Source organism: Pseudomonas sp. CC120222-01a (assembly GCF_003097235.1).
Lineage (GTDB): Bacteria > Pseudomonadota > Gammaproteobacteria > Pseudomonadales > Pseudomonadaceae > Aquipseudomonas.
Genome location: NZ_QEQQ01000013.1, coordinates 48,273 through 74,730 on the forward strand (window position 1 = coordinate 48,273; position 26,458 = coordinate 74,730).

The 26,458-nt window shown below is 65.4% G+C and carries 24 protein-coding genes and 1 pseudogene; 11 read left to right on the forward strand and 14 right to left on the reverse strand.

The features are described from left to right. Positions 1–184: 184 nt before the first annotated feature. The 6 genes and pseudogenes from N430_RS17305 to N430_RS17330 all read left to right on the forward strand — a co-directional run bounded on the left by N430_RS17305 (position 185) and on the right by N430_RS17330 (position 5,814). Positions 185–1,576, forward strand: coding sequence for a GntP family permease (locus N430_RS17305; protein WP_110638022.1), 1,392 nt, complete (start codon positions 185–187; stop codon positions 1,574–1,576). Between the two features lie 11 nt (positions 1,577–1,587). Continuing rightward, the gene (hbdH, locus tag N430_RS17310) at positions 1,588–2,358 is read left to right on the forward strand and encodes a 3-hydroxybutyrate dehydrogenase (RefSeq protein WP_110638023.1); all 771 of its coding nucleotides are present in this window, start codon (positions 1,588–1,590) and stop codon (positions 2,356–2,358) included. A gap of 55 nt (positions 2,359–2,413) precedes the next feature. Next, positions 2,414–2,893 (forward strand): serine protease inhibitor ecotin, encoded by a 480-nt coding sequence (eco, locus tag N430_RS17315; protein WP_054884559.1) that lies wholly within the window; start codon positions 2,414–2,416, stop codon positions 2,891–2,893. Positions 2,894–2,924: 31 nt separating this feature from the next. Continuing rightward, a pseudogene (locus tag N430_RS30005) lies at positions 2,925–3,026 on the forward strand (hypothetical protein); the annotation flags it as partial. 36 nt (positions 3,027–3,062) lie between these two features. Further along, positions 3,063–3,338 (forward strand): peptidylprolyl isomerase, encoded by a 276-nt coding sequence (locus tag N430_RS17325; protein ID WP_008095636.1) that lies wholly within the window; start codon positions 3,063–3,065, stop codon positions 3,336–3,338. Positions 3,339–3,471: 133 nt separating this feature from the next. Continuing rightward, entirely contained in the window at positions 3,472–5,814 is a 2,343-nt protein-coding gene (locus tag N430_RS17330; protein WP_110638025.1) for an autotransporter outer membrane beta-barrel domain-containing protein, read from the forward strand. On the opposite strand, the gene N430_RS17335 is transcribed toward N430_RS17330, so the two are convergent. After that, positions 5,811–6,434, reverse strand: coding sequence for a LysE family translocator (locus tag N430_RS17335; RefSeq protein WP_103447468.1), 624 nt, complete (start codon positions 6,432–6,434; stop codon positions 5,811–5,813). The two genes, N430_RS17330 and N430_RS17335, sit on opposite strands and share 4 nt — an antisense overlap. A 131-nt stretch (positions 6,435–6,565) precedes the next feature. On the opposite strand from N430_RS17335, the gene N430_RS17340 reads away from it, so the two are divergent. After that, entirely contained in the window at positions 6,566–7,384 is an 819-nt protein-coding gene (locus N430_RS17340) for an AraC family transcriptional regulator (protein WP_110638026.1), read from the forward strand. Positions 7,385–7,445: 61 nt separating this feature from the next. Continuing rightward, positions 7,446–8,060 (forward strand): LysE family translocator, encoded by a 615-nt coding sequence (locus N430_RS17345; RefSeq protein ID WP_110638027.1) that lies wholly within the window; start codon positions 7,446–7,448, stop codon positions 8,058–8,060. On the opposite strand, the gene N430_RS17350 is transcribed toward N430_RS17345, so the two are convergent. Then, positions 8,038–8,733 (reverse strand): metallophosphoesterase, encoded by a 696-nt coding sequence (locus N430_RS17350; RefSeq protein ID WP_110638028.1) that lies wholly within the window; start codon positions 8,731–8,733, stop codon positions 8,038–8,040. The two genes, N430_RS17345 and N430_RS17350, sit on opposite strands and share 23 nt — an antisense overlap. Before the next feature lie 74 nt (positions 8,734–8,807). Here N430_RS17350 and N430_RS17355 point away from each other — a divergent pair, with 74 nt between their 5' ends. Beyond that, on the forward strand, positions 8,808–9,323 hold the full coding sequence (locus N430_RS17355; protein WP_110638029.1) for a DUF3016 domain-containing protein: 516 nt from the start codon (positions 8,808–8,810) through the stop codon (positions 9,321–9,323). Positions 9,324–9,401: 78 nt separating this feature from the next. After that, positions 9,402–10,139, forward strand: a complete 738-nt coding sequence (locus N430_RS17360) for a carbon-nitrogen hydrolase family protein (protein WP_110638030.1) — start codon at positions 9,402–9,404, stop codon at positions 10,137–10,139. Between the two features lie 121 nt (positions 10,140–10,260). Here the strand turns inward: N430_RS17360 and N430_RS17370 are convergent, their stop codons facing one another. The 8 genes from N430_RS17370 to N430_RS17405 all read right to left on the reverse strand — a co-directional run bounded on the left by N430_RS17370 (position 10,261) and on the right by N430_RS17405 (position 21,730). Next, the gene (locus tag N430_RS17370) at positions 10,261–10,761 is read right to left on the reverse strand and encodes a methylated-DNA--[protein]-cysteine S-methyltransferase (protein WP_110638032.1); all 501 of its coding nucleotides are present in this window, start codon (positions 10,759–10,761) and stop codon (positions 10,261–10,263) included. 78 nt (positions 10,762–10,839) lie between these two features. Further along, positions 10,840–12,486, reverse strand: a complete 1,647-nt coding sequence (locus N430_RS17375) for a fatty acid--CoA ligase (protein WP_110638033.1) — start codon at positions 12,484–12,486, stop codon at positions 10,840–10,842. Between the two features lie 11 nt (positions 12,487–12,497). Further along, on the reverse strand, positions 12,498–14,267 hold the full coding sequence (locus N430_RS17380; protein ID WP_110638034.1) for an acyl-CoA dehydrogenase C-terminal domain-containing protein: 1,770 nt from the start codon (positions 14,265–14,267) through the stop codon (positions 12,498–12,500). Continuing rightward, entirely contained in the window at positions 14,260–16,725 is a 2,466-nt protein-coding gene (locus N430_RS17385) for an RND family transporter (protein WP_110638035.1), read from the reverse strand. The genes N430_RS17380 and N430_RS17385 overlap by 8 nt, the downstream gene beginning before the upstream one ends. Next, positions 16,725–17,702, reverse strand: a complete 978-nt coding sequence (locus N430_RS17390) for a YCF48-related protein (RefSeq protein WP_110638036.1) — start codon at positions 17,700–17,702, stop codon at positions 16,725–16,727. The genes N430_RS17385 and N430_RS17390 overlap by 1 nt, the downstream gene beginning before the upstream one ends. Before the next feature lie 22 nt (positions 17,703–17,724). Next, positions 17,725–19,083: a DUF1329 domain-containing protein gene (locus N430_RS17395; RefSeq protein ID WP_110638037.1), complete on the reverse strand. Its 1,359-nt coding sequence runs from the start codon at positions 19,081–19,083 to the stop codon at positions 17,725–17,727. Between the two features lie 38 nt (positions 19,084–19,121). Next, on the reverse strand, positions 19,122–21,077 hold the full coding sequence (locus N430_RS17400) for a DUF1302 domain-containing protein (RefSeq protein ID WP_110638038.1): 1,956 nt from the start codon (positions 21,075–21,077) through the stop codon (positions 19,122–19,124). Between the two features lie 86 nt (positions 21,078–21,163). Continuing rightward, complete coding sequence (locus N430_RS17405; protein ID WP_110638039.1) at positions 21,164–21,730, reverse strand: alpha/beta hydrolase; 567 nt, start codon at positions 21,728–21,730, stop codon at positions 21,164–21,166. A 179-nt stretch (positions 21,731–21,909) separates the two neighbouring features. On the opposite strand from N430_RS17405, the gene N430_RS17410 reads away from it, so the two are divergent. Beyond that, positions 21,910–22,920 (forward strand): AraC family transcriptional regulator, encoded by a 1,011-nt coding sequence (locus N430_RS17410; protein ID WP_110638040.1) that lies wholly within the window; start codon positions 21,910–21,912, stop codon positions 22,918–22,920. A 7-nt stretch (positions 22,921–22,927) separates the two neighbouring features. Here the strand turns inward: N430_RS17410 and N430_RS17415 are convergent, their stop codons facing one another. The 4 genes from N430_RS17415 to N430_RS17430 form a co-directional block, all read right to left on the reverse strand. Then, positions 22,928–23,245 (reverse strand): Rieske 2Fe-2S domain-containing protein, encoded by a 318-nt coding sequence (locus N430_RS17415; protein WP_110638041.1) that lies wholly within the window; start codon positions 23,243–23,245, stop codon positions 22,928–22,930. Continuing rightward, complete coding sequence (locus N430_RS17420) at positions 23,242–23,895, reverse strand: DsbA family protein (RefSeq protein WP_110638042.1); 654 nt, start codon at positions 23,893–23,895, stop codon at positions 23,242–23,244. Before N430_RS17420 ends, N430_RS17415 begins: the two co-directional genes overlap by 4 nt. Further along, positions 23,892–25,196: an MFS transporter gene (locus tag N430_RS17425; RefSeq protein WP_110638043.1), complete on the reverse strand. Its 1,305-nt coding sequence runs from the start codon at positions 25,194–25,196 to the stop codon at positions 23,892–23,894. Before N430_RS17425 ends, N430_RS17420 begins: the two co-directional genes overlap by 4 nt. 208 nt (positions 25,197–25,404) lie before the next feature. Continuing rightward, complete coding sequence (locus N430_RS17430) at positions 25,405–26,457, reverse strand: 3-keto-5-aminohexanoate cleavage protein (RefSeq protein ID WP_110638044.1); 1,053 nt, start codon at positions 26,455–26,457, stop codon at positions 25,405–25,407. Position 26,458 lies beyond the last annotated feature (1 nt).

The following is a 26,458-nucleotide window of genomic DNA, read 5'->3' on the forward strand; positions in this document are numbered from 1 at the left end:
TCTCCTGTAGGAGCGGATTTATCCGCGATGGGCCGCGCAGCGGCCCCTGCAATCTCAAATTGGAGACACAACCATTAACCAAGAACAAAAAATCCTTTAACTTCATATAGTTACGAAGTTGGCACGATTCCCGCTATCTCCCGGTCACCCATAACAACAAGACTCACCCAGGAGATCCATCCCGATGACCGTGCTCATCGCCCTCGCCGCTCTGGCCCTGCTGATGCTGGCCGCCTACCGCGGTTACAGCGTGATCCTCTTCGCCCCCATCGCCGCCCTCGGCGCCGTCCTGCTCACTGACCCGGCCGCCGTGGCCCCCGCGTTCACCGGGGTGTTCATGGAGAAGATGGTCGGCTTCATCAAGCTATACTTCCCGGTGTTCCTGCTCGGTGCCGTGTTCGGCAAGCTCATCGAGCTGTCCGGCTTCTCGCGCTCGATCGTCGCCGCCGCCATCCGCCTGCTCGGCACCCGCCAGGCGATGCTGGTGATCGTGCTGGTCTGTGCCCTGCTCACCTACGGCGGCGTGTCGTTGTTCGTGGTGGTGTTCGCGGTGTATCCGTTCGCCGCCGAGATGTTCCGCCAGAGCGACATCCCCAAGCGCCTGATCCCGGCAACCATCGCCCTGGGTGCGTTCTCGTTCACCATGGATGCCCTGCCCGGCACCCCGCAGATCCAGAACATCATCCCCAGCACCTTCTTCAACACCACCGCCTGGGCCGCGCCGTGGCTCGGGCTGATCGGCACATTGTTCGTGTTCTGCACCGGCATGCTCTATCTGCAGCGCCAGCGCAACAAGGCCCAGCGTGCGGGTGAAGGCTACGGCAGCAACCTGCGCAACGAACCTGAAACCGCCGCCGACCTGGCCCTGCCCAACCCCTGGCTGGCCCTGTCGCCGCTGGTGCTGGTGGGGGTGATGAACCTGCTGTTCACCCACTGGATCCCGCAGTGGTACGGCCCCAGCCATACCCTGCAATTGCCGGGCATGAGTGCACCGGTCAATAGCGACGTGGCCAAGCTCACGGCAATCTGGGCGGTGCAGGCAGCCCTGCTGGTGGGCATCCTGATGGTGCTGGTGTGTGCCTTCGGGGTGATCCGCGAGCGCCTGGCCGAAGGCACCAAGAGTGCAGTCGGCGGCGCCCTGCTGGCGGCCATGAACACCGCCTCCGAGTATGGCTTTGGCGCAGTCATCGCTTCGCTGCCGGGCTTTCTGGTGCTGGCTGATGCGCTGCGCGGGATTCCCAACCCGCTGGTCAACGAAGCGATCACCGTGACCTTGCTGGCCGGCATCACCGGCTCCGCCTCGGGCGGCATGAGCATTGCCCTGGCGGCCATGAGCGACAGCTTCATCGCGGCGGCCCATGCCGCCAACATTCCCCTCGAAGTACTGCACCGGGTGGCCGCGATGGCCAGTGGCGGTATGGACACCCTGCCGCACAACGGCGCAGTGATCACCTTGCTGGCCGTGACCGGGCTGACCCACCGCGAAGCCTACAAGGACATTTTCGGTATTACCCTGATCAAGACCCTGGCGGTATTCGTGGTCATTGCCACGTTCTACGCCACCGGCATCGTCTAAGGAGTTTCTGCATGACTTTGAAAGGCAAGACGGCACTCGTCACCGGCTCCACCAGCGGCATCGGCCTGGGCATCGCCCAGGTGCTGGCCCGCGCCGGGGCGAATATTGTGCTCAACGGTTTCGGCGACCCGTCGCCGGCAGTGGCAGAGATCGCCAGCCACGGCGTCAAAGTGGTCCACCACCCGGCGGACCTGTCCGATGTGGCGCAGATCGAAGCGCTGTTCGCAATGGCCGAGCGCGAGTTCGGCGGCGTCGACATCCTGGTCAGCAACGCCGGCATCCAGCACGTGGCGCCGGTGGAGCAGTTCCCGCTGGACAGCTGGGACACGATCATCGCCCTCAACCTCTCGGCCGTATTCCATGGCACCCGCCTGGCCCTGCCCGGCATGCGCGCGCGCAACTGGGGGCGGATCATCAACATTGCCTCGGTGCACGGGCTGGTCGGTTCCACCGGCAAGGCGGCCTACGTGGCGGCCAAGCACGGCGTGGTCGGGTTGACCAAGGTGGTGGGGCTCGAAACCGCCACCAGCAACGTCACTTGCAACGCCATCTGCCCAGGGTGGGTGCTGACCCCGCTGGTGCAGAAACAGATTGACGATCGTGCCGCCAACGGCGTCGATCCGCAGCAAGCGCAGCACGATCTGCTGGCCGAGAAGCAACCTTCGCTGGCCTTCGTCACCCCCGAACACCTCGGTGAGCTGGTACTCTTCCTGTGCAGCGAGGCCGGTAGCCAGGTTCGCGGTGCCGCCTGGAACGTCGATGGTGGCTGGTTGGCCCAGTGACGGGCGGCCTGGGCCTGGCAACGGTCTTGCACTCGTTTATCTGCAAGGAGGCCCTATGCGCCCAACCCCTATGACCGCGATCTTTGCCCTGACTCTGGCCGCCGCCGCTCCGGCGATGGCCGCCAGCCTCAAGGACGTCGCGCCCTATCCCGAGGCGGAAAAAGGCTTCACCCGACAGGTCATCCACCTGCCGGCACAAACCGATGAATCGGCCCACAAGCTGGAAATCCTCGCGGGCAAGACACTGGAAGTGGACTGCAACCGCCAGCGCCTGGCCGGCAGCCTCGAGGAGCACACCCTCGAAGGCTGGGGCTACAGCTACTACCGCCTGGACAAGGTCGGTGGGCCAGCCAGCACCCTGATGGCCTGCCCGGATGGCAAGAAGACCCAGGCCTTCGTGCCGGTGGTCGGTGAAGGCTTCATGCTGCGCTACAACAGCAAGCTGCCCGTCGTGGTGTACGTGCCCAAGGGTGTCGAAGTGCGTTATCGCGTGTGGTCGGCATCGGAAGAGGTGCAAAAGGCTAAAGTGGAGTAAGTCACCTCGAGGGCCCCTTCATGGGGCCCCCAACATGGTGCACGGGCTGCCGGTGAAAAATACCGACGCCCTGGCCAACCCGCAGGCGCTGGAGCAGTTTCGTGACCGCACGGAGCTGCGCGATCAGGCATAATGGCGCCCTTTTTTGCCCCGAAGCACAGGTGTACCCATGAAAGCTCAAGCCCGCCACATCCTGGTCAAGACTGCTGACGAAGCCGAAAAGCTCAAGCAGCGCATCGCCAACGGCGAGGCCTTCGACGTGCTGGCGAAGAAGTTCTCCACCTGTCCATCGGGCAAGCGCGGTGGTGACCTGGGCGAAGTGCGCCCGGGTCAGCTGGTAGGCGCGATCGATCAGGTGATCTTCAAGAAGCCCCTGCGCGTGGTGCACGGGCCGATCAAGAGCAAGTTCGGCTACCACCTGGTGCAGACCTTCTATCGCGATTGATAGCCACGGGCCACCTAGCATTTTTGCCAGTTGCCCCGTGTTCGCGCATTACATACAACTCAGGCAGGGCCGACGCGGCGCTTGAAATGCCGCGTCAGGTAGTGGTCCCTCTAATGGACACGGAGACCTGCCTATGCGTTGCCCTCGCCTGCTTTCGTCCGCCGCTTTCCCCCTCCTGACTCTGCCGCTACTGGTCCATGCCCAAAACCTGGTCGTCTCGCCTGGCGACAACCTGGGCGCCGTGGTGCAGACCCCGGCCATCGACGACTTCAGGATGACCGGCGGGACCGTGCAATCGCTCAATCAAGGGCAAGGCTACGACACGTTCTACATGTCCGGCGGGCGAATCGTCGGCGCCTTCGAGGATGGCGACCGGGCATTCTTCGCGGGCGGGCGTATTGGCCGGGTAGACCTCAAACTGGCTGACAACTACTTCGAGATGTCCCAGGACCTGGGCGTTGAAACCCTGATCGACGGCAACCTGGTCAGCGGCTTCAACAACGACACCATCATCCTTCGCGGCGGCACCATAGGCGGCAACATCAGCACCAGCGGTGGCGACGACAGCATCACCATCAGCGGTGGCAGCCTGAAAGGCAATGTGCTGGCCAGCTCGGGCAATGATGTTTTGAACTGGTCGGGGGGCACCATCGGTGGGCGGGTCGACATGGGCGTCGGTGACGATCAGGTCACCATCAGCAACCTCGGCCCGCAAACCCTGAACGTTAACATCGATGGCGGTGCCGGCAACGATCGCCTGCAATTCTTCAACAGCGAGATTGATGGCGGCGCCCGCTACCTGAACTTCGAGGCCGTCGAACTGAACCAGAACAGCCGCCTGACGTTGAACGATACGCTTACGCTTGGCGATGCTGATACCGGCAGCGGCACGCTGACTATCGATGCCAGCAGCACGCTGGCTGCTCGCCAGGGAACAATTGCGCCGTTCACCACGGGGCAACTTGCCAGTGTGCGCAATGTCGGCACGATCGACCTGAGCACGGGCAATGACGCCCAGGGCCGCCTGACCATCAATGGCAACTACCAGGGTGACAATGGCCTGCTGCGCGTGAACAGCGTGCTTGCGGGCGACGATGCAGCATCCGATCGGCTGGTGGTCAGCCAGGGCAGCATCGGCGGCAGCACGCGCCTGGAAGTGAACAATCTGGGTGGCGCGGGTGCCGCCACGAGTCAGAACGGCATCCAGGTCGTTGAAGCCCGCAATGGCGCCACCAGCAGCGCCACGGCCTTTGTCCAGACTCAGACGCTGTCGGTGGGTGCCTATGACTACCGACTGTTCAAAGGCGGTGTGACCGCTGGCAGCGAAAACAGCTGGTACCTGCGCTCGACGCTGGTCGCGCCGCCCGCTCCAGCCCCTGCAACACAGCCTGGGGAGCCGACGCAGCCAACGGATCCGGGCCAGCCGCCCGTGATCGCCCCGGCCGCTACCCCCCCTGTCGCTGCGCCAGCGCCCGGCCAGCCCGACCTGCCAGCGCTGGTGCAAGGCGAAAGCCTGCCGCTGTATCGCCCGGAAGTGCCAGTCTATGCCGCAGCCCCACGGGGCGCAGCCATCATCGCCCGCCAGGCACTGGGCACCTTCCATCAGCGCCAGGGTGACCAGCAATTGCTGAAGGGCGACGGCGCCCTGCCCGCCAGCTGGGGCCAGGCCTACGGCGGCGCGCTGCGCCAGCAATGGAGCGGTACCGTCAGCCCGAGCCTGGACGGCGACCTGAATGGTTTCAAGGTGGGTCAGGACCTGTACGCCAAGGTCAACGATGACGGCTATCGCCAGCACATGGGACTGTACATCAGCCACAGCCGCCTGGATGCCGATGTCAAAGGCTTTGCCCTGGCCATGAAGGACCGCAGTGTCGGTGACCTCAAGCTCGATGGCGACAGTGTCGGTGGCTACTGGACGCTGGTGGGTCCCCAAGGCGGGTACCTCGACAGCGTGCTGCAATACACCAAGCTCGATGGCCGCGCCCGCTCCGACCGGGGCGACAAGCTGAACATCGACGGCCACGCCTGGACTGCCTCGCTGGAGACCGGCTACCCGATCAGCCTTTCCGAGCGCTGGGCCCTGGAGCCACAAGCCCAGCTGATCGCCCAGAAAGTCTCGCTGGACAGCGCCAATGACAGCGTCTCGCACGTTAGCCACGATGCTCAGGTCGAGCTCATCGGCCGGCTCGGCGTGCGCCTCGAAGGCGCCTACAACTCAAGCAACGGGCGCCTGTTGCAACCCTACGCACAGCTCAACCTGTGGCATGGCGACGGCGGTCGCGACACCTTGACGTTCGATGGGGTGGACACGATCAAGACCGACTACCGCTACACCTCGCTGCAGCTCGAGACCGGCCTGGTCGCCCAGGTCAGCGAGGCGCTGAGCCTGCACGGCGGCGTGCAGTACTCAACCAACCTCGACAGCCGCCAGCAGGAAGCCAGTGGGGTGAACCTGGGCGTGCGCTGGCAGTTCTAGCGCCGCGCCGCCAGCAGACCGAGGCCGGCGCAGCCAAGCAGCGAGGCGCTGACCCGGTTGAACAGCCGGCGTGGCCCGGGCTGGCTGAACCAGCGTTGCATATAGGCACCCAAGCCTGAGTAGATGGCGATCGCAGCCCATTCCAGCAACAGGAACAGCACGCCGAGCCAGAGGAACTGCTCGCTCACCGGCGTGGCGCTGCCAACCGAGACGAACTGCGGCAGGAAGGCGGTAAAGATCAGGATGGCTTTCGGGTTGCCCGCTGCCACCCAGAATTCCTGGCGCGCCAGGCGCCATGTGCCGCGCGGGTGATCACTGGCCACCACGGCCTCACCGACCGGGGCGCGCCACAGCTGCCAGGCGATGTAGAACAGGTACGCCGCGCCCACCACCTTGATCGCCAGGAACAGGTACTCGCTGGTGTGCAGCACCACCGCCAGGCCCATGGCGGCCAGGGCGATCATGCCGCTGAAGGCGAGAATCCGCCCACCACCGGCCACGCAGGCAGTGCGCAGGCCATAGCGGCTGGCGTTGTGCAGCGACAACAGGTTGTTCGGCCCCGGCGCCATGTTCAGGGCGAAGCAGGCGGGGATGAATAGCAACAGGCTCGACAGGTCCATTTTGTTCTCCAGGCAATCAGCCGCTACTGTCGATGCCGTGCAGGGGCCGGGTCAAGGTACAGCCAAGGGCAAAAACTGTACGGTCGCTCGCCCGGCGCTGCTAAGCTGCCCAGCTGATCGAGGACCCTGTCATGCCCACTGCCCGCTCCCAGCTCTGGCGCGACCCGGCACTGCCCTGGGTGGAAAGCCGCCGCGCCTGCCATAGCCGCGCCTGCTACAAGGCGCACAGTCACCCAACCTTCTCCATCGGCGCAGTGGATGCCGGCAGCAGCTGTTTCAGCGGGGCTGGCGTAGAGGAGGAGCGACTGACTCCGGGCACCCTGGTGTTGGTGCCGGCCCAGCGGGTACATGCTTGCAACCCCGAACCCGGCCAGGCCTGGAGCTACCAGATGCTGCATGTGGATGCCGGCTGGCTGGCACAGTGGCGCCTGGAATCAGGGCTCGCCGCAGCCAGGCCCGGCGCCCCTGCACGGATCAGCCGGGAACCGGCCATGTACCGTGAATTCTGCGCGTTGAACGACCTGCTCTTCTCTGCCGCGGGCGTCGGCGAGAAGGAAGCGGCGCTGCTGGCATTCCTGGGCGATCACGACTTTTCGGCGCAACCGGCTTCGCTCGCGGCCCCAGCACCGGTGCTGGGGATGCCGACCTTGCGCGGGCTGATCGAGCACATCGAAGCACAAGACCTGGCACAACTGAGCCTCGAACGCCTGGCCGGGCAAGCGGGCCTTGGCCGCTATCAGCTGATCCGCGCGTTTCGCGCCGCCACCGGGCTGACACCCCATGCCTACCTGCTCAACGCCCGGGTCAACCGTGGCCGGCTGCTGCTGCGTGACGGGCTGGCGTTGGCCGAGGTTGCCTACCAGCTGGGGTTTGCCGACCAGAGCCACTTCCAGCGGGTGTTCAAGGCCCATGTCGGGGTCACGCCGGGGCAGTACCGGCACGCGCAATAATCTTCAATACCTGCGCCACGGCAGCCTCCAGACTGCGGCTTTGCAACCGAGAAAGCCCACCATGGAGCAGTTCCTGATCGTCGCCCTTGCCCACTTCCTTGCCCTGCTGTCACCGGGGCCGGACTTTTTCCTGGTAGCCCGCACCTCGGTAGCGGCAGGTTGGCGCGTTGCCAGTGGCGCCTGCCTGGGCATCGCCCTGGCCAACGGCCTGTTCATTGCCATGGCTTTCGCCGGCCTGGCCATCCTGCGCGAAGGCAGTCTGCTGTTCATCACCCTGCAACTGGCCGGTGCCGGCTACCTGCTGTACATCGGCCTGCTGTTCCTGCGCCATGCCGGCAAAAGCGAGTTGACGGCGGTTGCCGGGCCGGGCGCGATAAAGGGTTGGTGGCGTGGCCTGGGCATGGGTTTTCTGTCTGGGGCGCTCAACCCGAAGAACGCGCTGTTCTACGCCAGCCTGGCCGGCATGGTGGCCAGCAGCAGTGCCGGCTGGAAGTGGCTGTACAGCGTCTGGATGTTCAGCATCGTGCTGCTGTGGGACCTGCTGGTGGCTGCGGCCATCGGCAATCAACGCCTGCTACGGCGCTTCGCCCATGCCCTGCCGTGGCTGGAACGGGCCTCCGGGGTCATGCTGATGGGGCTGTCTGTGGCGCTGATCATTCATCTGCTGCCGGGCTGACCAGGCGCAGGCTGGCGAGGTCCATCAGGCTGAAATGGCCACTGGCCCAGCCACCGGTATCCAGGTGCCAGACGTTGCCCAGCTGCTTGGCCCGCAACACCGGCGTATGCCCGACCAGCAAGGCGCGCAAGCCTGCCACGCGCTCGGTGTTGCCGTCCTTCAGGCGCTGGCGCGACCACTGACAGACCTCGCGAACGCCAGGGTCGTCATCGAACAGCAGGCTGTCGCGCAATGCGTTCCAGTCGTTGAACGGGCTGTCGGCGTGCAGCAAGCCGATCAGGCCGGCATCGGTCTGCACTTCAAGGGCTATCGGCAATTGCAGGAACCGTTCGACGAAGACCGCCTGCCGGTCCCTGGGCATATCGATGAACCAGCCGCCCCCAGCGGCACGGTACATCTCCATGTCCAGCCGCCCGCCATGCAGGCAAGTGATCGCCAGCGACTCGTGATTGCCCTGCACGGCATGGAACCAGGGCTGATCCAACCAATCCAGGCACTCTTCACTGTGCGGCCCGCGGTCGACCAGGTCGCCGACGCTGAACAGCCGGTCCACGGCAGGGTCGAAGCCTGCTGCATCCAGGCACTGCTCAAGCCGCCGAAAATGCCCGTGGATATCGCCCACGGCCAGGTCGCGCCCCTTGCTGTTGGCGGCTACCCGCCGAAACCGGCTCATTACAATCTTCCTCTGCTGGCGCGCGGCGGCCGGCGTAAAATGGAGCGACACGCAGCCCACCCCGGAGGTGCATCATGCGTAACGCTCTCGTGTGTGCCGTGCTCATGGCGCTGTCATTCAACAGCATGGCACAAGGCACCCCGCCTGCGCAGGTCGAGGTGCGTTTCGACCACCCGGAAAAATTTCGCGACGCCAGCCTCGATGGCCCTGGCTATGAACGCGGCGCCGACGCTTACGTGATGAAGACCCTGACCGAATACCTGCAGAAGCTAGGCCAGCGCTACCTGAAGCCTGACCAGCAACTGGTCATCGACATTCGCGACATCGACCTGGCCGGCCGTTACGAGCCGTGGCACAGCCAGGCCTACGATGTGCGCTTCATGCGCGACATCACCTGGCCGACCATCGACCTGAGCTACACCCTGCACCAGCCCGGCAAGCCCGACCAACAGGCCCAGGAGCGAGTCAGCGACAAGATGTACCTGAGCCGCCCAGGCCGTGCTTCCCACAGCAGCGACCGGCTGTATGCGGAAAAAGCCATGCTCGACGATTGGTTCCGCCAGCGCTTCGGGCCGCATTCGACATCCTGAGGCAACCCTTTGCTGGTACAGGCGAGTGTGTCGGGGGTATGCTCGGCCCTTCGACCTGTACCAGGGAAGGGACGCACCATGAAACTCTGTGCCGTACAACTGGCGTCGCGCAAAGGCGACCTGGCCGGCAACCTCGCCCGCCATCTGCGCTGCATCGAGCAGGCCGCGGCACTGGGCGCCGAACTGGTGGTGTTCCCGGAACTGTCGCTGACCGGTTACGAACCGACCCTGGCGCGCCAGGTGGCCCTGCCGGTGACCTCTGCCCGCCTCGAGCCCTTGCAGGCGCTTTGTGACCAGCTGGCAGTCAGCGTGGCCGTGGGGCTGCCGCTGCCGACCGCAGAAGGCATTCGCATCGGCATGCCCATCCTGCGCCCGGGCCTGCCGCCCCTGGGGTATGCCAAGCAGCGCCTGCATGACGATGAGCTGCCGTTCTTCACGCGTGGTGACCAACCCCTGGTGTTCGAATCGGGGGCGCTGCAGATTGCCCCGGCCATCTGCTATGAATCGATGTTCATCGAACATGCCGCCCAGGCCCATGGGATGGGGGCCGAGCTTTATCTGGTCAGCGTGGCCAAGACCGCCAAAGGCATACGTGAAGGCAACGAGCATTACCCGGAGGTGGCGCGCACCTTGGGCATTCCGGTGCTGCTGGCCAACTGCGTCGGGCCGGCCGACAAATTCATCGGTGCCGGCGGCTCGGCAGCCTGGGACAGCCAGGGCAACCTGCTGGCGGCGCTGGATGACAAGGCTGAAGGCCTGATCCTGCTGGATACCGTCAGCAACCTCGCAATCGGAGTGCCGCTAACTGCTGCATGAAGTGATTGCCTGTACTGGCCTCTTCGCGGGCACGCCCGCTCCCACAGGATCTCCACAGATCTGAGGCTTGCACAATACCTGTGGGAGCGGGCGTGCCCGCGAAGAGGCCAGTACAGGTTGTTCAGAGATCCAGGGCCAGGCTCTGCCGCCCTTCCAATGCCAGCAGATACTGCTTGGCGGGCAAGCCCCCGGCAAACCCGGTCAGGCTCCCGGACGCGCCGATCACCCGGTGGCAAGGAGCAATGATCGAGATCGGATTGCGCCCGTTGGCTGCGCCCACCGCCCGCACCGCACTGGGGTTGCCGATCTGCCGGGCGATGTCGCTGTAGCTGCGGGTCTCGCCAAAGGGAATGGTCAGCAAGGCCGCCCACACCTGGCGCTGGAATTCGGTGCCGGCAAAGTCCAGCGCCAGCTCGAAGCGCTGGCGCGTGCCGGCGAAGTACTCGCCCAGCTGGCGCGCCGTTTCGCGCAGCGTCGGGTGAAGATCATCGCGGTGCAGCGGGCCAAGCCGCACGCGGTTCTCGCGCTCCTCCTCCCACAGCACGGCGGCGAGTTGCTCGCCGCGCGCCACCAGGGTCAGGGTGCCGACCGGAGACGGCATCAACGTAAAGGCGCTGGACATGTGAGTTTCCTACGGCAAACCAGTTTCAGCGCACTTTAACGTCGCCCGCCCTGCGCTGCATCCGCTTTCTTGCGCAGGTTATCCGGTAAGCAGCGACTGGCGGATCAGCTTCTTGTCGAGCTTGCCCACGCTGGTTTTCGGGATTTGCTCGACACACCGTATTTGCCGCGGAATCGCCCATTTGTTCAGCTGGCCACTGGCGACAAAAGGCTGCAGATGCTCGGCCAATACAGCCGCATCCAGCTGCCGACCCTCGCGGCAAACCAGCAGTGCCAGCGGCTGCTCGCCCCATTGCGGGTCCGGCACGCCGATCACCGCCACCGCCTCGACGGCCGGGTGCTGGCTGATCAGGCTTTCCAGTTCAACTGAGCTGATCCACTCGCCACCGGTCTTGATCACATCCTTGATCCGGTCGCGAATACGCACCACACCCCCTGCATCGACGCAGGCCAGGTCACCGGTGTGCAGCCAGCCACCGCGCCACAATGCGGCGCCCTGCTCCAGCTCCTTCAGGTAGCCCTGGGTCAACCAGGGCGCGCGTACCACCACTTCACCCAGGTGTTCGCCGTCGTGAGGCACGTCATTGCCTGCGTCATCGACGATACGCAAGTCCACCAGCACGATCGGCACGCCGGCATTGATGCGCAGCGGCACCTGCTCGGCCATGGGCAGCGCCAGGTCCTGCGCACTCAGGCGGGTGACACTGAGCAGCGGGCAGCTTTCCGACATGCCATAGCCGCAGTGCACGCGAATGCCGCGGTGGCTGGCGCGCTGTGCCAGCCCCACGGTCAGCGCACTGCCGCCGAGCAGCATCTTCCAGCCGACCAGGTCGGTGCGCCGGCCCTCGTCGCAGTCGAGCATCATCTGCAGCACGGTCGGCACGCAGTGCGAGAAGGTCACGCCCTCCTCGCGGTACAGCCGCACCAGGCGGTTGGGCTCGTAGCGCCCCGGATACACCTGCTTGATGCCCAGCGCCGTGGCCACATAGGGCACGCCCCAGGCATGCACATGGAACATCGGCGTGATCGGCATGTACACATCGCCTTCACGCAACAACGGCTCGCCGCCGCAGGCCGCCAGGGTGGCCTGCTCGGCCAGGGTGTGCAGCACCAGCTGGCGATGGCTGAAATACACCCCCTTGGGCAGGCCGGTGGTACCGGTGGTGTAGAACAGCGTGGCCAGCGAGTGTTCGTCGAAGTCGGGGAAGTCGAAGCGGGTACCCGCCGCGCCGAGCAGCGCTTCGTACTCGCCCAGCGTGGGCAGGGCCGGCTGGTCGCAGGCGCCATCGCTGAGGCGGATGAAGCCTTGCACGGTCGGCAGCGCCTCGCGCAGCTGCTCCATCAGCGGCAGAAAGTCATCATGCACCAGCACCAGCCGGTCTTCGGCATGGTTCATGGTGTAGCGGACCTGCTCGGCGGATAACCGCACGTTGACGGTGTGCAGCACCGCACCGAGCATCGGCACGGCGAAGAAGCACTCCAGGGCGCGGTGGCTGTCCCAATCAAGCAAGGCGACGGTGTCGCCAGGCCTGACCCCGGCCTCGCTGAGCACATTGGCCAGGCGCTGGATGCGCTCGACCAGCGTCGTGTAGCTGTAGCGCAACTTGTCGGCGTAGACGATTTCCTGGTTCGGCTGGTAGCGCACGCCCGACAACAGCAGGCGCTTGATCAGCAGCGGGTAGCCATAGGCCTGTTCGGCGGCCGGCATGATACGGGTGGTGGTCATCGCGGCATCCTTCACAGCAGGTCGGCATCGAGCAGGTACAGGCTGTGGCTACCGGCCTTGACGCTGGCACTCAGCGAGAGGGTGCGCGGCAGCAGGCGCGCGAAGTAGAAGCGCGCGGTGGCCAGCTTGCTCTGGTGGAACGGCTCGGGTTGTTCGGTGTTCAGGGCGACGTCGGCCATGCGTGCCCACAGGTAGGCATACAGCGTGTAGCCGAACGCGTGCAGGTATTCCACCGACGCTGCGCCAATCTCCTGGGGGTTGCCCTGGCCGCGGTCGAGGACCCAGGCCGTCAGGTCATCAAGTTCGTTCACGGCCGCCAGCAGCGGCGTACCGAACTCGGCGGTCAGCGCCTCGGCGAAGGTGCGGATCTCCGTCGACAGCAGGCGGTATGCCTGGCCGCCATCGCCCAGCAGCTTGCGCCCCACCAGGTCGAGGGCCTGGATGCCGTTGGCGCCTTCGTAGATCTGGGTGATGCGGCAATCGCGAATCAGCTGTTCCTGGCCCCATTCACGGATGTAACCGTGGCCACCGAACACCTGCTGGCCATGCACCGTGGTCTCCAGGCCCATGTCGGTGAGGAAGGCCTTGGCCACCGGGGTCAGCAAGGCCACCTTGGCCTCGGCCAGGCGGCGTGCGTCGGCACTTTCGCTGTACTTGGCCAGGTCCAGCTGCAGCGCCACGTAGGTGGAGAACGCCCGCCCGCCTTCGTTCAGCGCTTTCATGGTCAACAGCATGCGCCGCACATCCGGGTGCACGACGATCGGGTCGGCAGCCTGCCCGGGCGCCTCGGCGCCGGTCGGGGCACGGCCCTGCTGGCGGTCGCGGGCATAGGCGATGGCGTTCTGGTAGGAACGCTCGCCCAGGGCCAGGCCCTGGATACCCACGCCCAGGCGCTCGTAGTTCATCATGGTGAACATGGCGTTGAGGCCTTTGTTCGGTTCGCCGACCAGGTAACCGATGGCGCCGTCGAAGTTCATCACGCAGGTGGCCGAGGCCTTGATGCCCATCTTGTGCTCGATCGAGCCGCAACTGACGGCGTTGGCCTCGCCCAGCAAACCATCGTCGTCGACCAGCACTTTTGGCACCAGGAACAGGGAAATGCCCTTCGCACCAGCAGGTGCGTCGGGCAAACGGGCCAGCACCAGATGGATGATGTTCTCGGTCAGGTCCTGCTCACCGCCGGTGATGAAAATCTTGGTGCCGCTGACCCGGTAACGGCCATCGGCCGACGGTTCGGCACGTGTGCGCAGCAGGCCCAGGTCAGTACCGCAGTGCGGCTCGGTCAGGCACATCGAGCCCGTCCAGCGGCCTTCATACATCGGTGGCAGGTAACGGGACTTGAGTGGCTCGCTGGCGTGATTGAGCAGTGACAGGCAGGCCCCTGCGGTGAGCATCGGGTACAGGCCGAACGACAGGTTGGCCGCGTTGAGCATCTCTTCGAGCTGGGCGCCGATCACTTTCGGCATGCCCATGCCGCCATATTCTGGCGCCCCGGCCACACCCACCCAGCCATCTTCGGCGAACGCCCGGTAGGCGTCGGCAAAACCGTCCGGGGTGATTACGCGGCCGTTATCCCAACGGCAACCCTGTTCGTCACCACTGCGGTTGAGCGGCGCCACCACGCCGGCAATCAGCCTGCCGGCCTGTTCGAGCACGGCCCGGGCGGTATCGGCGTCGACCTGCTCTACCAGCGCCGGGGTCTGCGCCCACCAGGCCGGGATATCGAACACTTCGTTAAACAGGAAATCCATGTCGCGCAGTGGCGGAAGGTAATCAGACATGAGGCGAACACTCGGTTGCTTGGGTTGACGAACGTGGCGCGACACGGGCCCGGCGTGCCGCCGGGGCGCCATGGCCACGCAGGAGGAAGTGCGACAGCGCCGGGATCAGCACCAGCGCGCCGAGCATGTTCCAGAGGAACATGAAGGTCAGCAGCAGGCCCATGTCGGCCTGGAACTTGATCGGCGACCAGGCCCAACCGACCACGCCGGCGGCCAGGGTGATGCCCACCAGCCCGACCACGCGCCCGGTAAAGGCCACGGCCCGCTTGTAGGCCTCGGCCAGCGGCAGGCCGGCACGCTGGTGATGCAGCTGCACGCTGAGCAGGTACAACGCATAGTCGACGCCAATGCCCACGCCGAGGGCGATCACCGGCAAGGTGGCGACCTTGACGCCGATGCCCAGGGCCACCATCAGCGCCTCGCACAGCAGCGAAGTGAGCATCAATGGCAGGACGGCCACCACGGTGGCGCGCCAGCTGCGGAAGGTGAACAGGCAGAACAGGGTGACGGCCAGGTACACCAGCAACAGCATGCGGTGGTTGGCCTCGCGCACGACGATATTGGTGGCGGCCTCGATACCGGCACTGCCAGCTGCCAGCAGGAACTGGTGATCCTCGCTACCGTTGGCCTGGGCGAAGCGCTCGGCGCTGGCGGCAACCTGCGCCAAGGTATCGGCGCGGTGGTCCTTGAGGTAGGCGATCACTGGCATCAGTGAGCAATCGTTGTTGAACAGCTCCGGGGTGTTGACCGAGGCCTGTTGGGCCGCGTAGTTGAGCACATCCTGGTTGCGTTGCAGGCTGTTCAGGCGCGGGTTGCCCTCGTAGGTACCGGCGGTGATCTGGCGCACCGCATTGGCCAGCGACAGCGTGGTCTGCACCCCGGGCAACTGTTGCAGCTCCCAGGCCAGGCGGTCGGCCAGCACCAGCGTCTGGTAGCGCAGGCAGCCTTCAGGGGGTGTCTTGACCATCACCGCGAAGGTGTCGCTGCTCAGCGCGTAGTGGCTGGTGATAAAGGCGTTGTCGCGGTTGTAGCGCGAGTCGGCGCGCAGCTCCGGGGCACCGCTGTCGAGGTCGCCGATCTTCAGCTGCAGGCTGCCCCACACGCCGACGACGGCCAGCACCGCTGCCACCAGCAAGGCGCCCGTGGCCCACTTGCGTTCGGTGAAGCGGTCGAGCAGGTCCCACAAGCGGCCAAAGCCACGGTGCTGCGCCGCACGGGCATCGATGTACAAGGCGCGCTCGGCCGCCTTGCGGCCCACGCCGACATACGACAGCGCCACCGGCATCAGCAGCAGCGAGGTGAAGATCAGCACCGCCACGCCGATGCTGGCGGTGATGGCCAGGTCCTGGATCACCGGGATATCGATCAGCATCAGCACGGCAAAGCCTACCGCGTCCGCCAGCAGTGCGGTGACCCCGGCCACGAACAGGCGGCGGAAGGTGTAGCGTGCGGCGATCTGCCGGTGGGTGCCGCGGCCGATGTCCTGGAGGATGCCGTTCATCTTCTGCGCGGCGTGGGACACACCGATGGCGAAGATCAGGAACGGCACCAGGATCGAGTACGGGTCGATGGCATAGCCCAGCCAGGCGACGATGCCCAGCTGCCAGACCACCGCGGTCAGCGAACACAGCACCACCAGCAAGGTGCTGCGCACGCAGCGGGTGTACAGGTAGATGATCACCAGGCTGGTGAGCACGGCCAGGGCAAAGAACGCCATCACCTGGATCAACCCGTCGATCAGGTCGCCCATCAGCTTGGCGAAACCGATCACGTGGATCTGGTACTGGCCGCTGGCCTGGTACTGGTGACGCAGGTGTTCGAGCTTTTGCGAGAAGGCGTGGTAGTCGATGCCTTTGCCGGTGGCCGAGTCCTGGTCCAGCAGCGGCACGATCAGCATGCTCGACTTGAAGTCGCGGGCCACCAGGCTGCCGACGATGTTGGCACGTTCGATGTTCTGCCGCAGCTGCTCGATGTCGGCGGCCGCGCCCTGGTATCCGTCGGGCATCACCGGGCCGCCCTGGAAGCCTTCTTCGGTGACCTCGGTCCAGCGCACAGCCGGGCTCCACAGCGATTTCATCCAGGCACGATCGACACCGTCACTGAGGAACAGCTCGTCGTTGATCTGGCGCAGGGTCTGCAGGTAGTCGGGGTCGAAGATGTCGCCGCGGGTGTTCTCCACCACCACCCGTACCGAGTTGCCCAGGCCGCGCAGTGACTGGCGGTTTGCCAGGTAGTTCTGGATGTAGGGGTGGCTCTGCGGCAGCATTTTCTCGAAGCTGGGGCGCAGCTCCAGGCGGGTCAGTGCCATGTAGCCGAGCACCAGGGTGGTCAGCAGCATGCACAGCACAAAGGCCAGGCGGTGGTTGAACACCAGGCGCTCCAGGCAGTTGCCCGAACGCGGGTCGAAGTCGGCGAGGTTGTGGATCACCGGCAGGGGGTCTTGGCGGATATCGGCCATCAGGGTCTTCTCTCGTCGAAGGTGCGCACGCCCCGCTCGCCCACCAGGACCAGGCCGCTACCGGCGTCGTCGGCAAGCGCGGTCACCGGGCCGCGGGTGGCTTGTGGCTGCAGGCTGAAGCTGGCGCCGCCGTCGCGGCTGAGCAGCAGGTCGCCGGCCTGGCTGGCCAGCCAGACATCGCCACCTGGGCCAAGGCTGGCGGCCGTGAGGCTGGTCTTGACCCCACTGCTGACCGGTTGCCATTGCTGGCCGCCGTCGCTGCTGCGGTAGGCATTGCCGCGCAAGCCATAGATCAACAGCAGCCCGGGTTTGCCGACGGCACCGAACAGGGTGCCGGCATACGGTGTCGGCACCTGGATGAAGCGCTCGCCTGCGGCATCCAGCTTGAGCAACAGGCCCTGCTCGCCGGTGATGTACAGCGCGTCACCCACCGGCGCCAGGCTGGTCAGGTGGAGGCCTTGCGGGTTGTCGCTGTGGTCCTGCCAGGGCAACCAGTGCTGGCCACCGTCCTTGGTGCGCAGCAGCAAGTTGAACAGGCCCACGGCATAGCCATGCTGGTCATCGCTGAACCAGACATCGAGCAAGGTGCTGTCGGTGCCATCGGCCAGCTCACGGCCATCGAGCTGCTTTTGCCAGTGTTGGCCGCCGTCGCGGCTGTGCAACACCACACCGTCGTTGCCCACTGCCCAGCCGTGCTCGGCCGTGGGGAAGCTGACGGCATTGAGGTCGGCGCTCACCGGCACCTGGGCTTGCTGCCAGTGCGCGCCATGGTCGTCGGAGTACAGAATGTGGCCACGCGGGCCCACCGCCACCAGGCGCTCACCGGCCCGGGTCACATCACGCAGCGCGCTGCTGGCGGCCAGTGCACTGGGCACGGCCGGCAAGTCCAGCACATCGGTGAAGGGCGCAGCCTGAGCCGCGCCTTGCAGCGCAACCCAGACCAGCATCGCCACGCTGCATCGTTTGAAAACAGACATTGCGAACCTCTGCGCCATGCGCTCAGCGGATGCCGTTGCCGGCCAGCGATTCAGGCGACCACTGGGCCTTGGACAGCGGGTCGATGTAGCGGATGCCGCCGTAGGCACCGACCACGCCGTTGAGGTTGTAGGTGCCGCCGACCAGGTCGTAGATCATGAACGGCGTGGCATCCGGGGTCTGCTTGTCGTAGCTCTGGGTGAGGAAGGCGAACGAGCCACGGTACAGCTGGCCGCGGGCGTCATACTGGTCGGAGGCCAGGGCAACCCAGCTGTCTTCGTCGAGGTAGAAGCGGCGCTTGTGGTAGATGTGCCGCGCACCGTCCTTGAGCTTGCCTTCCACTACCCACACGCGGTGCTTCTCCCAGCGCACGAACTGCGGGGCCAGGTGGTTGGGGGTAATCAGCTGCTTGACGTCGGTGTTGTAGGTCAGCTGGTAGGTGTTATACGGCACGTACATTTCCTGCTTGCCGACCAGGGTCCAGTCGTAGCGGTCTAGGGCGCCGTTGAAGACGAACACGTCATCGTAGGTGCCAGACCCCGAGGTCCCCGGGTTGGGCGTGTCGTAGGCCAGGTTCGGCGCCAGCTTGACCCGGCGCTGGCCAGGCAGGTACTGCCAGGCGCTGCGTGGCTGCACCAGCGGGTTGGCAGCATCGCGCAGCATCATCGCTTCGCCGGCGCGGCGGGCGGGGCCGGTGTACACCAGTTTCATCTGGTAGTAGGTGTCCTTGGCGCCGATCGGCTTGTTCATGTCTTCGTAGATCGGGTAGCTGATGTTGGCCTGGCCGGTGGTCGACAGCGACGGCTTGCCGGCAGCGTCGACGTTCCACGAATCGTACTTGGCGGTCATGCTCACGCCTTGGTAGCGCAGCAGGAAGTTCCACATTGCCTCGGCGCCGTTCTGCGGGATCGGGAACGGGATGCCCGGCAGCACGTTGTCCACCGCGGTGCCGCCCTCCTGGCTCTTGGCGCCGGTGGCGTTCTTCAGGGTGTTGTCCAGCACCGCCTGGGGCAGTGCCACGCTGCGGTGGGTCGGGTAGACATCGACGCGCATGGTCGGGAAGCGCTTGAGCAGTTCAAGGGTGGTGGCCGTCAGCTGGCCCTTGTACTGCTCGGCGTTCTTGCCATCGATGACCAGCAGCGGTTTCTCGCTGGCGAACGGGTCGGGGCGCATGCTGGCGCCGCTCTGGAAGCTGGCCGGCGGCGTCTGCAGGCCGCCCTGGTAGGCCGGGATCGAGCCATCGGCATTGGCGGCCTTTTCCGCGCCCAGGGTGGTCAGGCTCTTGCCCAGCCTGGCAGCCTGGTCAGGGGATACGGCGGCATGGGCGGCGTTGAGGGCAGCCAGCGACAGGCAGGTGGCCAACAGGGTTTTCACGTAGTTCATGATTGTTGTTTTCCTGTGAAGTCTGTGGGGGACAGGTCTCAGAACGTGGTCTTGAGGGTCAGGTACAGGGCGCCACGGTCTTCGGTGGTGGCACCACCGCCGGAGAAGGAGGCATAGCCGCCGCCGTAGCAGGTGTAGTCCTGTTCGCCGTCGAGGGCGTTCGGCGTGCTGCCGTCGGTCTGGCCATCCTTGCAGGACTGGGTCTTGCCGAAGCTGTCGACGTACTTGAAGTCGACGAAGTACTGGTTGTAGATGGCGGCGCTGACGCCGACCGCATAGTTGCCCGTGTCCTTGGCGCCGCCGCCCTGCACCGGCGACACACCGTCGATGCCGACGTTGACCGACAGCGGCATGCTCAGGTCGATACCGGGCATCACCTGGAACCAGGTGGGGGTGAAGTTGACGGCGATGCCCCAGTTGTCGCGGGTCGGCTGGTCGATGCCGCGGTAGCTGCTCTTGCCCTTGTACAAGGCCTCGTTGTGGCCATCGAGCTTGAGCAGGTTGCTGTAAAACAGCTCGCCAAGCAGGGTTGCCGAATCGAACAGCGGCGTGTCGCCGATGGTCATCAGGCCGTTGAGGGTCCAGTGCAGGGTTTCACCGGTGGCGCTCAGGCTGTCGCCGTCCTTGGGCACGTCGTAGATCACCCCGCTGCTGGCCAGGCGTGGCGGCAGCAGGCCGAAGCCACCACCCAGGCCGGCGGTGCCGGGGGCACTGACGATGGCCGGGATGCTCGCCAGGGGCATGTGGTGGCGAATGTTGAGGTCGCTGCCGACGCTGATGCCGCCGATGTCCTTGGACAGGCTCAGGCCATAGATGTCGATGTCGTCGGAATAGGCGAACTGGTAGGTGGTGCTCTGCAGCGAGTTGTACAGGTTGCCGACCGCGCCCTGGCGGCTGGCCGGCGGCGCGCCGAACGGGCCACGGGCCACGGTCATGCCGCGTGCGTCGAGCCAGGCCTGGGGCAGGATCTCGGAGGTCTTGCGGTAGTAGAAGCCCAGGGTGCCGCCGAGCCATTCGGGCGACCACTTGGCCATGACGCCCCAGTCGCCGCTGTTGCGCGGGGTCAGGTCGTCGCCACGGCGAATGGTGGTGAGCGCACCGCGCACCGGGATCAACCCCGGGGTGCCGGTGTGGCCGAGCAGGAAGCTCTGGGCGCCCTCGCCCACCACGTCGGAACCGCCATAGAAGGTGCCGGCTTCCGGCAAGCGCGCGGCATCCCAGTCGAAGAAGTACTGTGCCCCCAGGGTCAGCTCAGGGTTGACCATGAACGACGTGGACAGCTGGTTGCGCGGCACGAACAGTTCCTTGGCCTCGGTGCCTGGCGAGGCCGCCAGTTTGGCCAGGTCCAGACCGGACTGGCCATAGCTCAGCGAGTGCACCGGGTTAAGCAGGGTTTCACCCCAGAACAGGTTGTGCTGGCCGACTTTGGCGCTGATCTGCGACTCCTCGCCGACGTCGCGGCTGAAGAACACGAAGGCATCCAGCACTTCGCCAGAGGGGCCGCTGTAGTAGCGCTGGGCATAGTTGCTCAGGTGCGGGCTGCCCAGCGGTACGCCTGTACCCGGCAGGCCGTTGAGGCTGGGGTTGATACCGGACTGGTCACCGTTGCCGTTGACGAACGGGTTGCTGTTGGAGCCGGTGTTGTCATAAGCCTTGTCGTACCAGCTGGCGGTGCTGACCCGGAAACCGGTGTTGCCTTGGTAGACCACATCCAGCTCGGTCAACAGGTCGACCCGGTTGGTGACCGTGGTGCCGGCCTTGCGGAAGTTGTAGTCACCGTCGTTGCTGTTGGGGGTGCCGAGCATGCGTTTGTCGGCGCTTTCGGTGCGCACGCCGTAGTTGTACTTGACGGTGTTGTCGAAGCGTACGGCCCAGTCTTCGCTGCCGGTAGTGACTTCGAAGGCTTGCGCGCCGGGCAGGCTGAGCAGGCTGATGGCGCAGGCGAGCAGGCAGCGCTGTGGTTTCACAGCACGGTGAATGCGGTGTTCTGGCATTGCGATGACTCCACTTATTGTTCTTGTTGTTTTGGGCCGCCCGTCATCTGCGGGCTTGGCCTGGGCATCCGTGCGCGGTTGGCAGATCAGTGGTCCAGGCGACGAATCAGGTGTTCCGCCAGCGGCCAGGGGCCGAAGCCGGCTGCCGGGTTGAGGTGGCCGACTGGCCCAAGGGCGACCAGCTCGCTGCCCCAGGCCTGGGCCATGACGCCGGCGGCTTCGAAGCTGGCCAGGTGGTCGTTGCTGCTGGCGGCGACGATGCTGGGGAACGGCAACGGCGCCATCGGCAAGGGCGACCAACCCTGCTCGGCCAGGCTTTGCGGGCTGGGGTAGTGAGCCGGCCACTGGGCGTGCAGGTCTGGTGGAGCTGCCAGCAAGGCGCCTTTGATCGGCCGCTGATAGCGCGCCGCCCAGTGGGCCACCATCAGCACGCCAGCGCTGTGCGCCACCAGCACCACTTCGCCGTCGATCTGCTCAAGTTCACGCTGGATCGCTTCGACACGGGTGTTGCAGGCAAGCCCGTCGACCTGCAACGGCGGCACGCTGCGGACCTTGGCCAGGCGCGCTTCGAGCAGGGTTTGCCAGTGCTCGCTGACATGCTCGCGCAGGCCAGGGATGATCAGCACGGTGGCGGTGGTTTGCAGTCTTTCCACGTCAGAACCTCGGCTTGGATCGGGTACGAGGTTCACAGTAAAGAGGGGGCTCGGCGGGTGCTTCACATTGCGCGTCAGCGACTTTTCATTTGATGACAATCGGGCGTTTCGGACTTGTGCTTCTCAATAGGTGACACTCACGCTATAACTCACAGACCGCCTGACGGAAAACAATAACAATGCCCGCCCTAGTCCGTGCCGCCAGCCTGACCAATTACCTCGAAGTGTCCCGCCACGTGGGCCTGAATCCCAACGCCCTGCTCGCCCAGGTCGGCCTCAGTGCCGCCCTCCTCGAAGACCCCAACCGGCGTATACCGGCCGCCAACGTGATTACCCTGCTGGAAGATTCGGCCCGTATCAGCGGCTGCGAAACCTTTGGCCTGCGCATGGCCGAATCGCGCCAGCTCTCTGATTTTGGCGAAATCAGCCTGCTGCTCAGCCACCAGCGCAACCTGCGCGATGCCCTGGAAGTGATCGTGCAGTATCGCCACCTGCTCAACGACGCCCTGGCCATCCATGTCGAGGAAGCCGGCAAGACGGTCATCATTCGTGAGGAAGTGATCAACGACCGGGCGCCGTGCAGCCGCCAGGCCACGGAGCTGGCCATCGGCGTGATGTTGCGCCTGTGCGCGGCGCTGCTGGGAGCCCAGTGGCACCCGATCAGCGCCAACTTCACCCATGCCGCACCCGCCGACCTGGCCATCCACCGGCGCATCTTCGGCTGCAAGCTGGTGTTCGGCAGCGAGTTCAACGGCATTGTCTGCCCCGCTGCCGACCTCGACAGCGCCAGCCCCCAGGCCAACGAGGCCATGGCGCGCCTGGCGCGGCGCTACCTGGACACCCTGCCGGCCGGCGGCACGCCATCACTGGAGCTGGAGTTGCGCAAGACCATCTACCTGCTGCTGCCCATGGGCCGCGCCACCATCGAGCAGGTGGCGCAAACCCAGGGCATGAATGTGCGCACGCTGCAACGGCGCCTGGAAGAAGACGGGCTGACGTTCAAGGACATGATCAACAACGTGCGCCGCGACCTGGTGATGCGCTATCTGGAAAACCCCGGCTATTCGCTGGGGCGCATCGCCGACATGCTCGGTTACTCGATGCCCAGTTCGTTCACCCGTTGGTTCATCGCCCAGTTCGGCATGCCGCCCGCCACCTGGCGGGCCAGGCTAGCCGAGCAGGCACCTTGAAGCGCGATCAGGCTTGGCAAGCGATCACGATGAACACTTCACCCTCCTGGTGTTCGACCGGGTAGGTCTGAACCTTGAGCGCTGTCGAGTTCAGCAAGTAGCCGCTGGCCAGGTCGAAGCGCAGGCCATGGGCGCAGCACTGGATGACCCGGCCCTCCAGGCGCCCGCCGCACAGCGAGGCGCCCTGGTGCGGGCAGCTGTCGTCAATCGCGTAAAGGGTATCGGCCACATTGAACACGGCCAGGCTCTTGCCGTGGATCTCCACCAGCACGCGTTCGTTGCGCTCAGGCACCTGGTTCGCCGCCAGGGCGATCCGCCGGCTCATGCCGGCACCTGTACTTGCAGGGCTTCAAGCATGGCCGCGAGCAGCACATCGGCAGGTTGTGCGCCGGGGAGCAGGCGGCCCTCATTGACGCGGAAACACGGCACCGCGCTGCCCGCGCGCCCGGCACCGTCGAGGAACGGGCTGCCATCTTCACGCAGGCAATCGACCACTTGCGCCGCCTCCAGCCCGCAAGACTGGGCAATGGCGAGCAATACCCGGCTGTCGCCCAGGTCGCGGCCCTGATGGAAGTAGGCAATGAACAGCTGAGTCAGCAGGGTTTCAAGGCGCCTGGCGCCGAGCAGGCCGGACGCACGTTGCAGCAAGCGGTGGGCATTGGCGGTATTGGGCATGCGGCGGATACGCGTGAAGTCGATGTCTTCACCGACCACTCTGGCCGCCGCTCGCACCTGCGCCTGGCGCTCGCGCACGGCCTGCTCGCTGCCCAGTCGCTCTACATAGAAGGCGTGGAATGGCAGGCCATTGGCAGGCAGGCCGGGCAGTAGCTGCACGCCCCGCCACTGCAAGGTCACCTCTACCTGTGGCTGCTCGCGCTGCAGCAGCAACAGGGCAGCCTGCAATTGCCGCTGACCGATCAGGCACCACGGGCATATGAAATCGAAGAACACTTCGACGGACAACGTCTGTTTCACGAACTCAACTCCTCGGTACGGCTGACCGATGCTTGCAGACGCTCCATGTCGCGGTGGTAATGGCGTTTGGCGATGAAAAACACCGCGGCGGCGGCGATGCTCATCAGCGGCACCAACTGGAACGCAGCGTGCAGGCCGATCAGGTCGGAAACACGGCCGGTGATCAGCGGGCCGGTCGCCAGGCCCAGCAAGTTGTTGGCCAGGGTCAGGGTGGCGAATGCCGTGCCGTGCACAGCGGCGTGGGTCAGGTTGGCAACCATGGCGCTGGACGGGCCATTGGTGCCAACAGCGATCATCATGCCCAGGCAGATCAGCACCAGTTGCGCGGTACCTGCCGGCAGCGCGAAGGCCAGCGACAGCAGCAGGCAGCTGCCCAGGCAATAGCCGATGGCCAGGCTGATCTTGCGGTCCGGGCGCTGACGGCCCAGGCGGTCACAGAACATCGCGCAGAGGATCGTGCCAATACCGCTGCACAGCACGATCACGGCGGCAATCGCCCCGGCGCGGTCGGTGCCCATGGCGTAGTAACGGTTCAGGTAGCTGGGCATCCAGACGATGACCGTGCCGCCGACGAACAGTTGCAGGCCACTGCCGATATACGCGGCGATCACCGAGCGCGACCCATACAGGGTGCGCAGCGGGCGACTCGCCGGGCCCCGGCCTTGTTCGACGCATTTGGCGGTGATGCGGGCTTCCTTGACGATCAGTGGGTACAGCAGCGCCAGCACCAGGCCGAACAGGGCCATGCCGGCGAACGCCCAGCGCCAGCCCAGGTGCTGGGCCAGCACACCGCCCAGGGCCATGCCCAGCACCGAGCCGAACATGCCGCCGGCCATGAAGGCGCCGGCCAGGGTCGAACGCATGTCACGGGGGAACACCGCCACCACCACGGCGATGCCGACGCTGCCATAGGCGGCCTCGCCGACACCCACCAGGAAGCGGGCAATGAACATCTGCGGGTAGTTTTCCGCCAGGGCGCAGCCCAGGGTCGCCAGGCTCCACAGCACGGCCATCAGCACCAGGCTGCGCACGCGGCCGAAGCGGTCAGCGAGCAATGACAGGGGGAAGGTCAGCAGGCCGACCATCAGCGCGACGATGCCACTGAGCAGGCCAAGCTGGCTATCGCTCAGGGCCCACTCGCCCTTGAGCAGGGGGAATACGGCATTGAGCACCTGGCGTGACATGTAGTCGGAGATCAACAGGCCGAAGGTCAGCGCAAAGACAACCCAGGCGTAACGCCGGGGGACGCTGTGCGCGGTGTCGGAGCCAGGTGCTTCGGCACTGGCGAGATAGGTGGCCATGGTGCCTCCTCGGGGTATCTGGCGTGGGTGGTGTTCTTGTTGTTATGGAGCAATGCCAAATTAGCGCCGCTTTTGTGGGAGCGGCCTTGTGTCGCGATAGGGCTGCAGAGCAGCCCCGGCAATCGTTGCGGCGACGCAGGTATCCTGGGGCCGCTCTGCGGCCCTTTCGCGACACAAGGCCGCTCCCACAAGGGCTTTGAATGCTTTGTCAGGCCCGCTGCGGCACGCCCTTCTGCCCCGGCTGGCGATTCGGCGCCATGCCGTTGGCCTTGAGGGTCTGCTCGATGCTGGTGTACTGCTCGCCAATGCGGTAGATGGCCCGGGCCTCTTTGCCGTTGGCCACTTCGCGGCCCAGTTCATGGGCTACGCGCACGGTCTGCTGAATCTGCTGCACCGAGCCGAAGCGCTTGCCGTGCTGATCGATGATGGTGTCTTCGTTGCCGCAGCGTGGATGCAGGCCCATGGCCAGGGCCATGGTGTTGAACGGCAGTACGTTCTTCAGCAGCGATTCGGCGGTCAGCGTGCAGCCATCCGGCGCGCGGTGGATGAAGTTGAAGAAGTTGAACGGATTGGGGCCGTCGAAACCGCCACCGATACCGATCCAGGTCAGGTTCAGCGGGCCCATGTAGTCGCCACGGCGAACCATGCGCTCGAGGGTTTCCAGGGCATGCATGCCGGTCAGCTGGAAGTGCGGCTGGATGCCACTGGCCTGCAAACGGCGCAGGTGTTCGCGGACCCAGGCCGGGCCGGCAGGCACGGTCATTTCGCTGTAGGCAGCGTGGATCGCCGGGTGGGCCAGGGAGGTGCCTTCCAGGTATTCCGGATACAGCAGCTCCATGATGTTCATCTGCGTGGTGTTGATCGCCACGGTTACCTGGTCGGGGCGTGGGGTCAGCTCGGCGAGCATGTGCCGGGTGTCGTCGGACAGCCACTTGGCTGCTTCGCCTTCGCCCTCGGGGGCAAAGGAAATCGAGCCACCGACCTGGATGATCATGTCCGGTACCGCTTCACGCACCCCGGCGATCAGCTCGTTGAACTTGGACAGGCGCTTGGAGCCCTTGCCGTCCAGTTCCCGTACATGCAGGTGCAGCACGGTGGCGCCGGCTTCATAGCAATCGACTGCCTTCTGCACCTGCTCGTCCATGGTCAGCGGGATGTCTTCGGGGAAGTCCTCGGGCATCCACTCCGGGCCATACGGGGCGACGGTGATCACCACCTTTTCCATGTTTTCCGGGTGCAACGAATCGTCGAAGAATTGCATG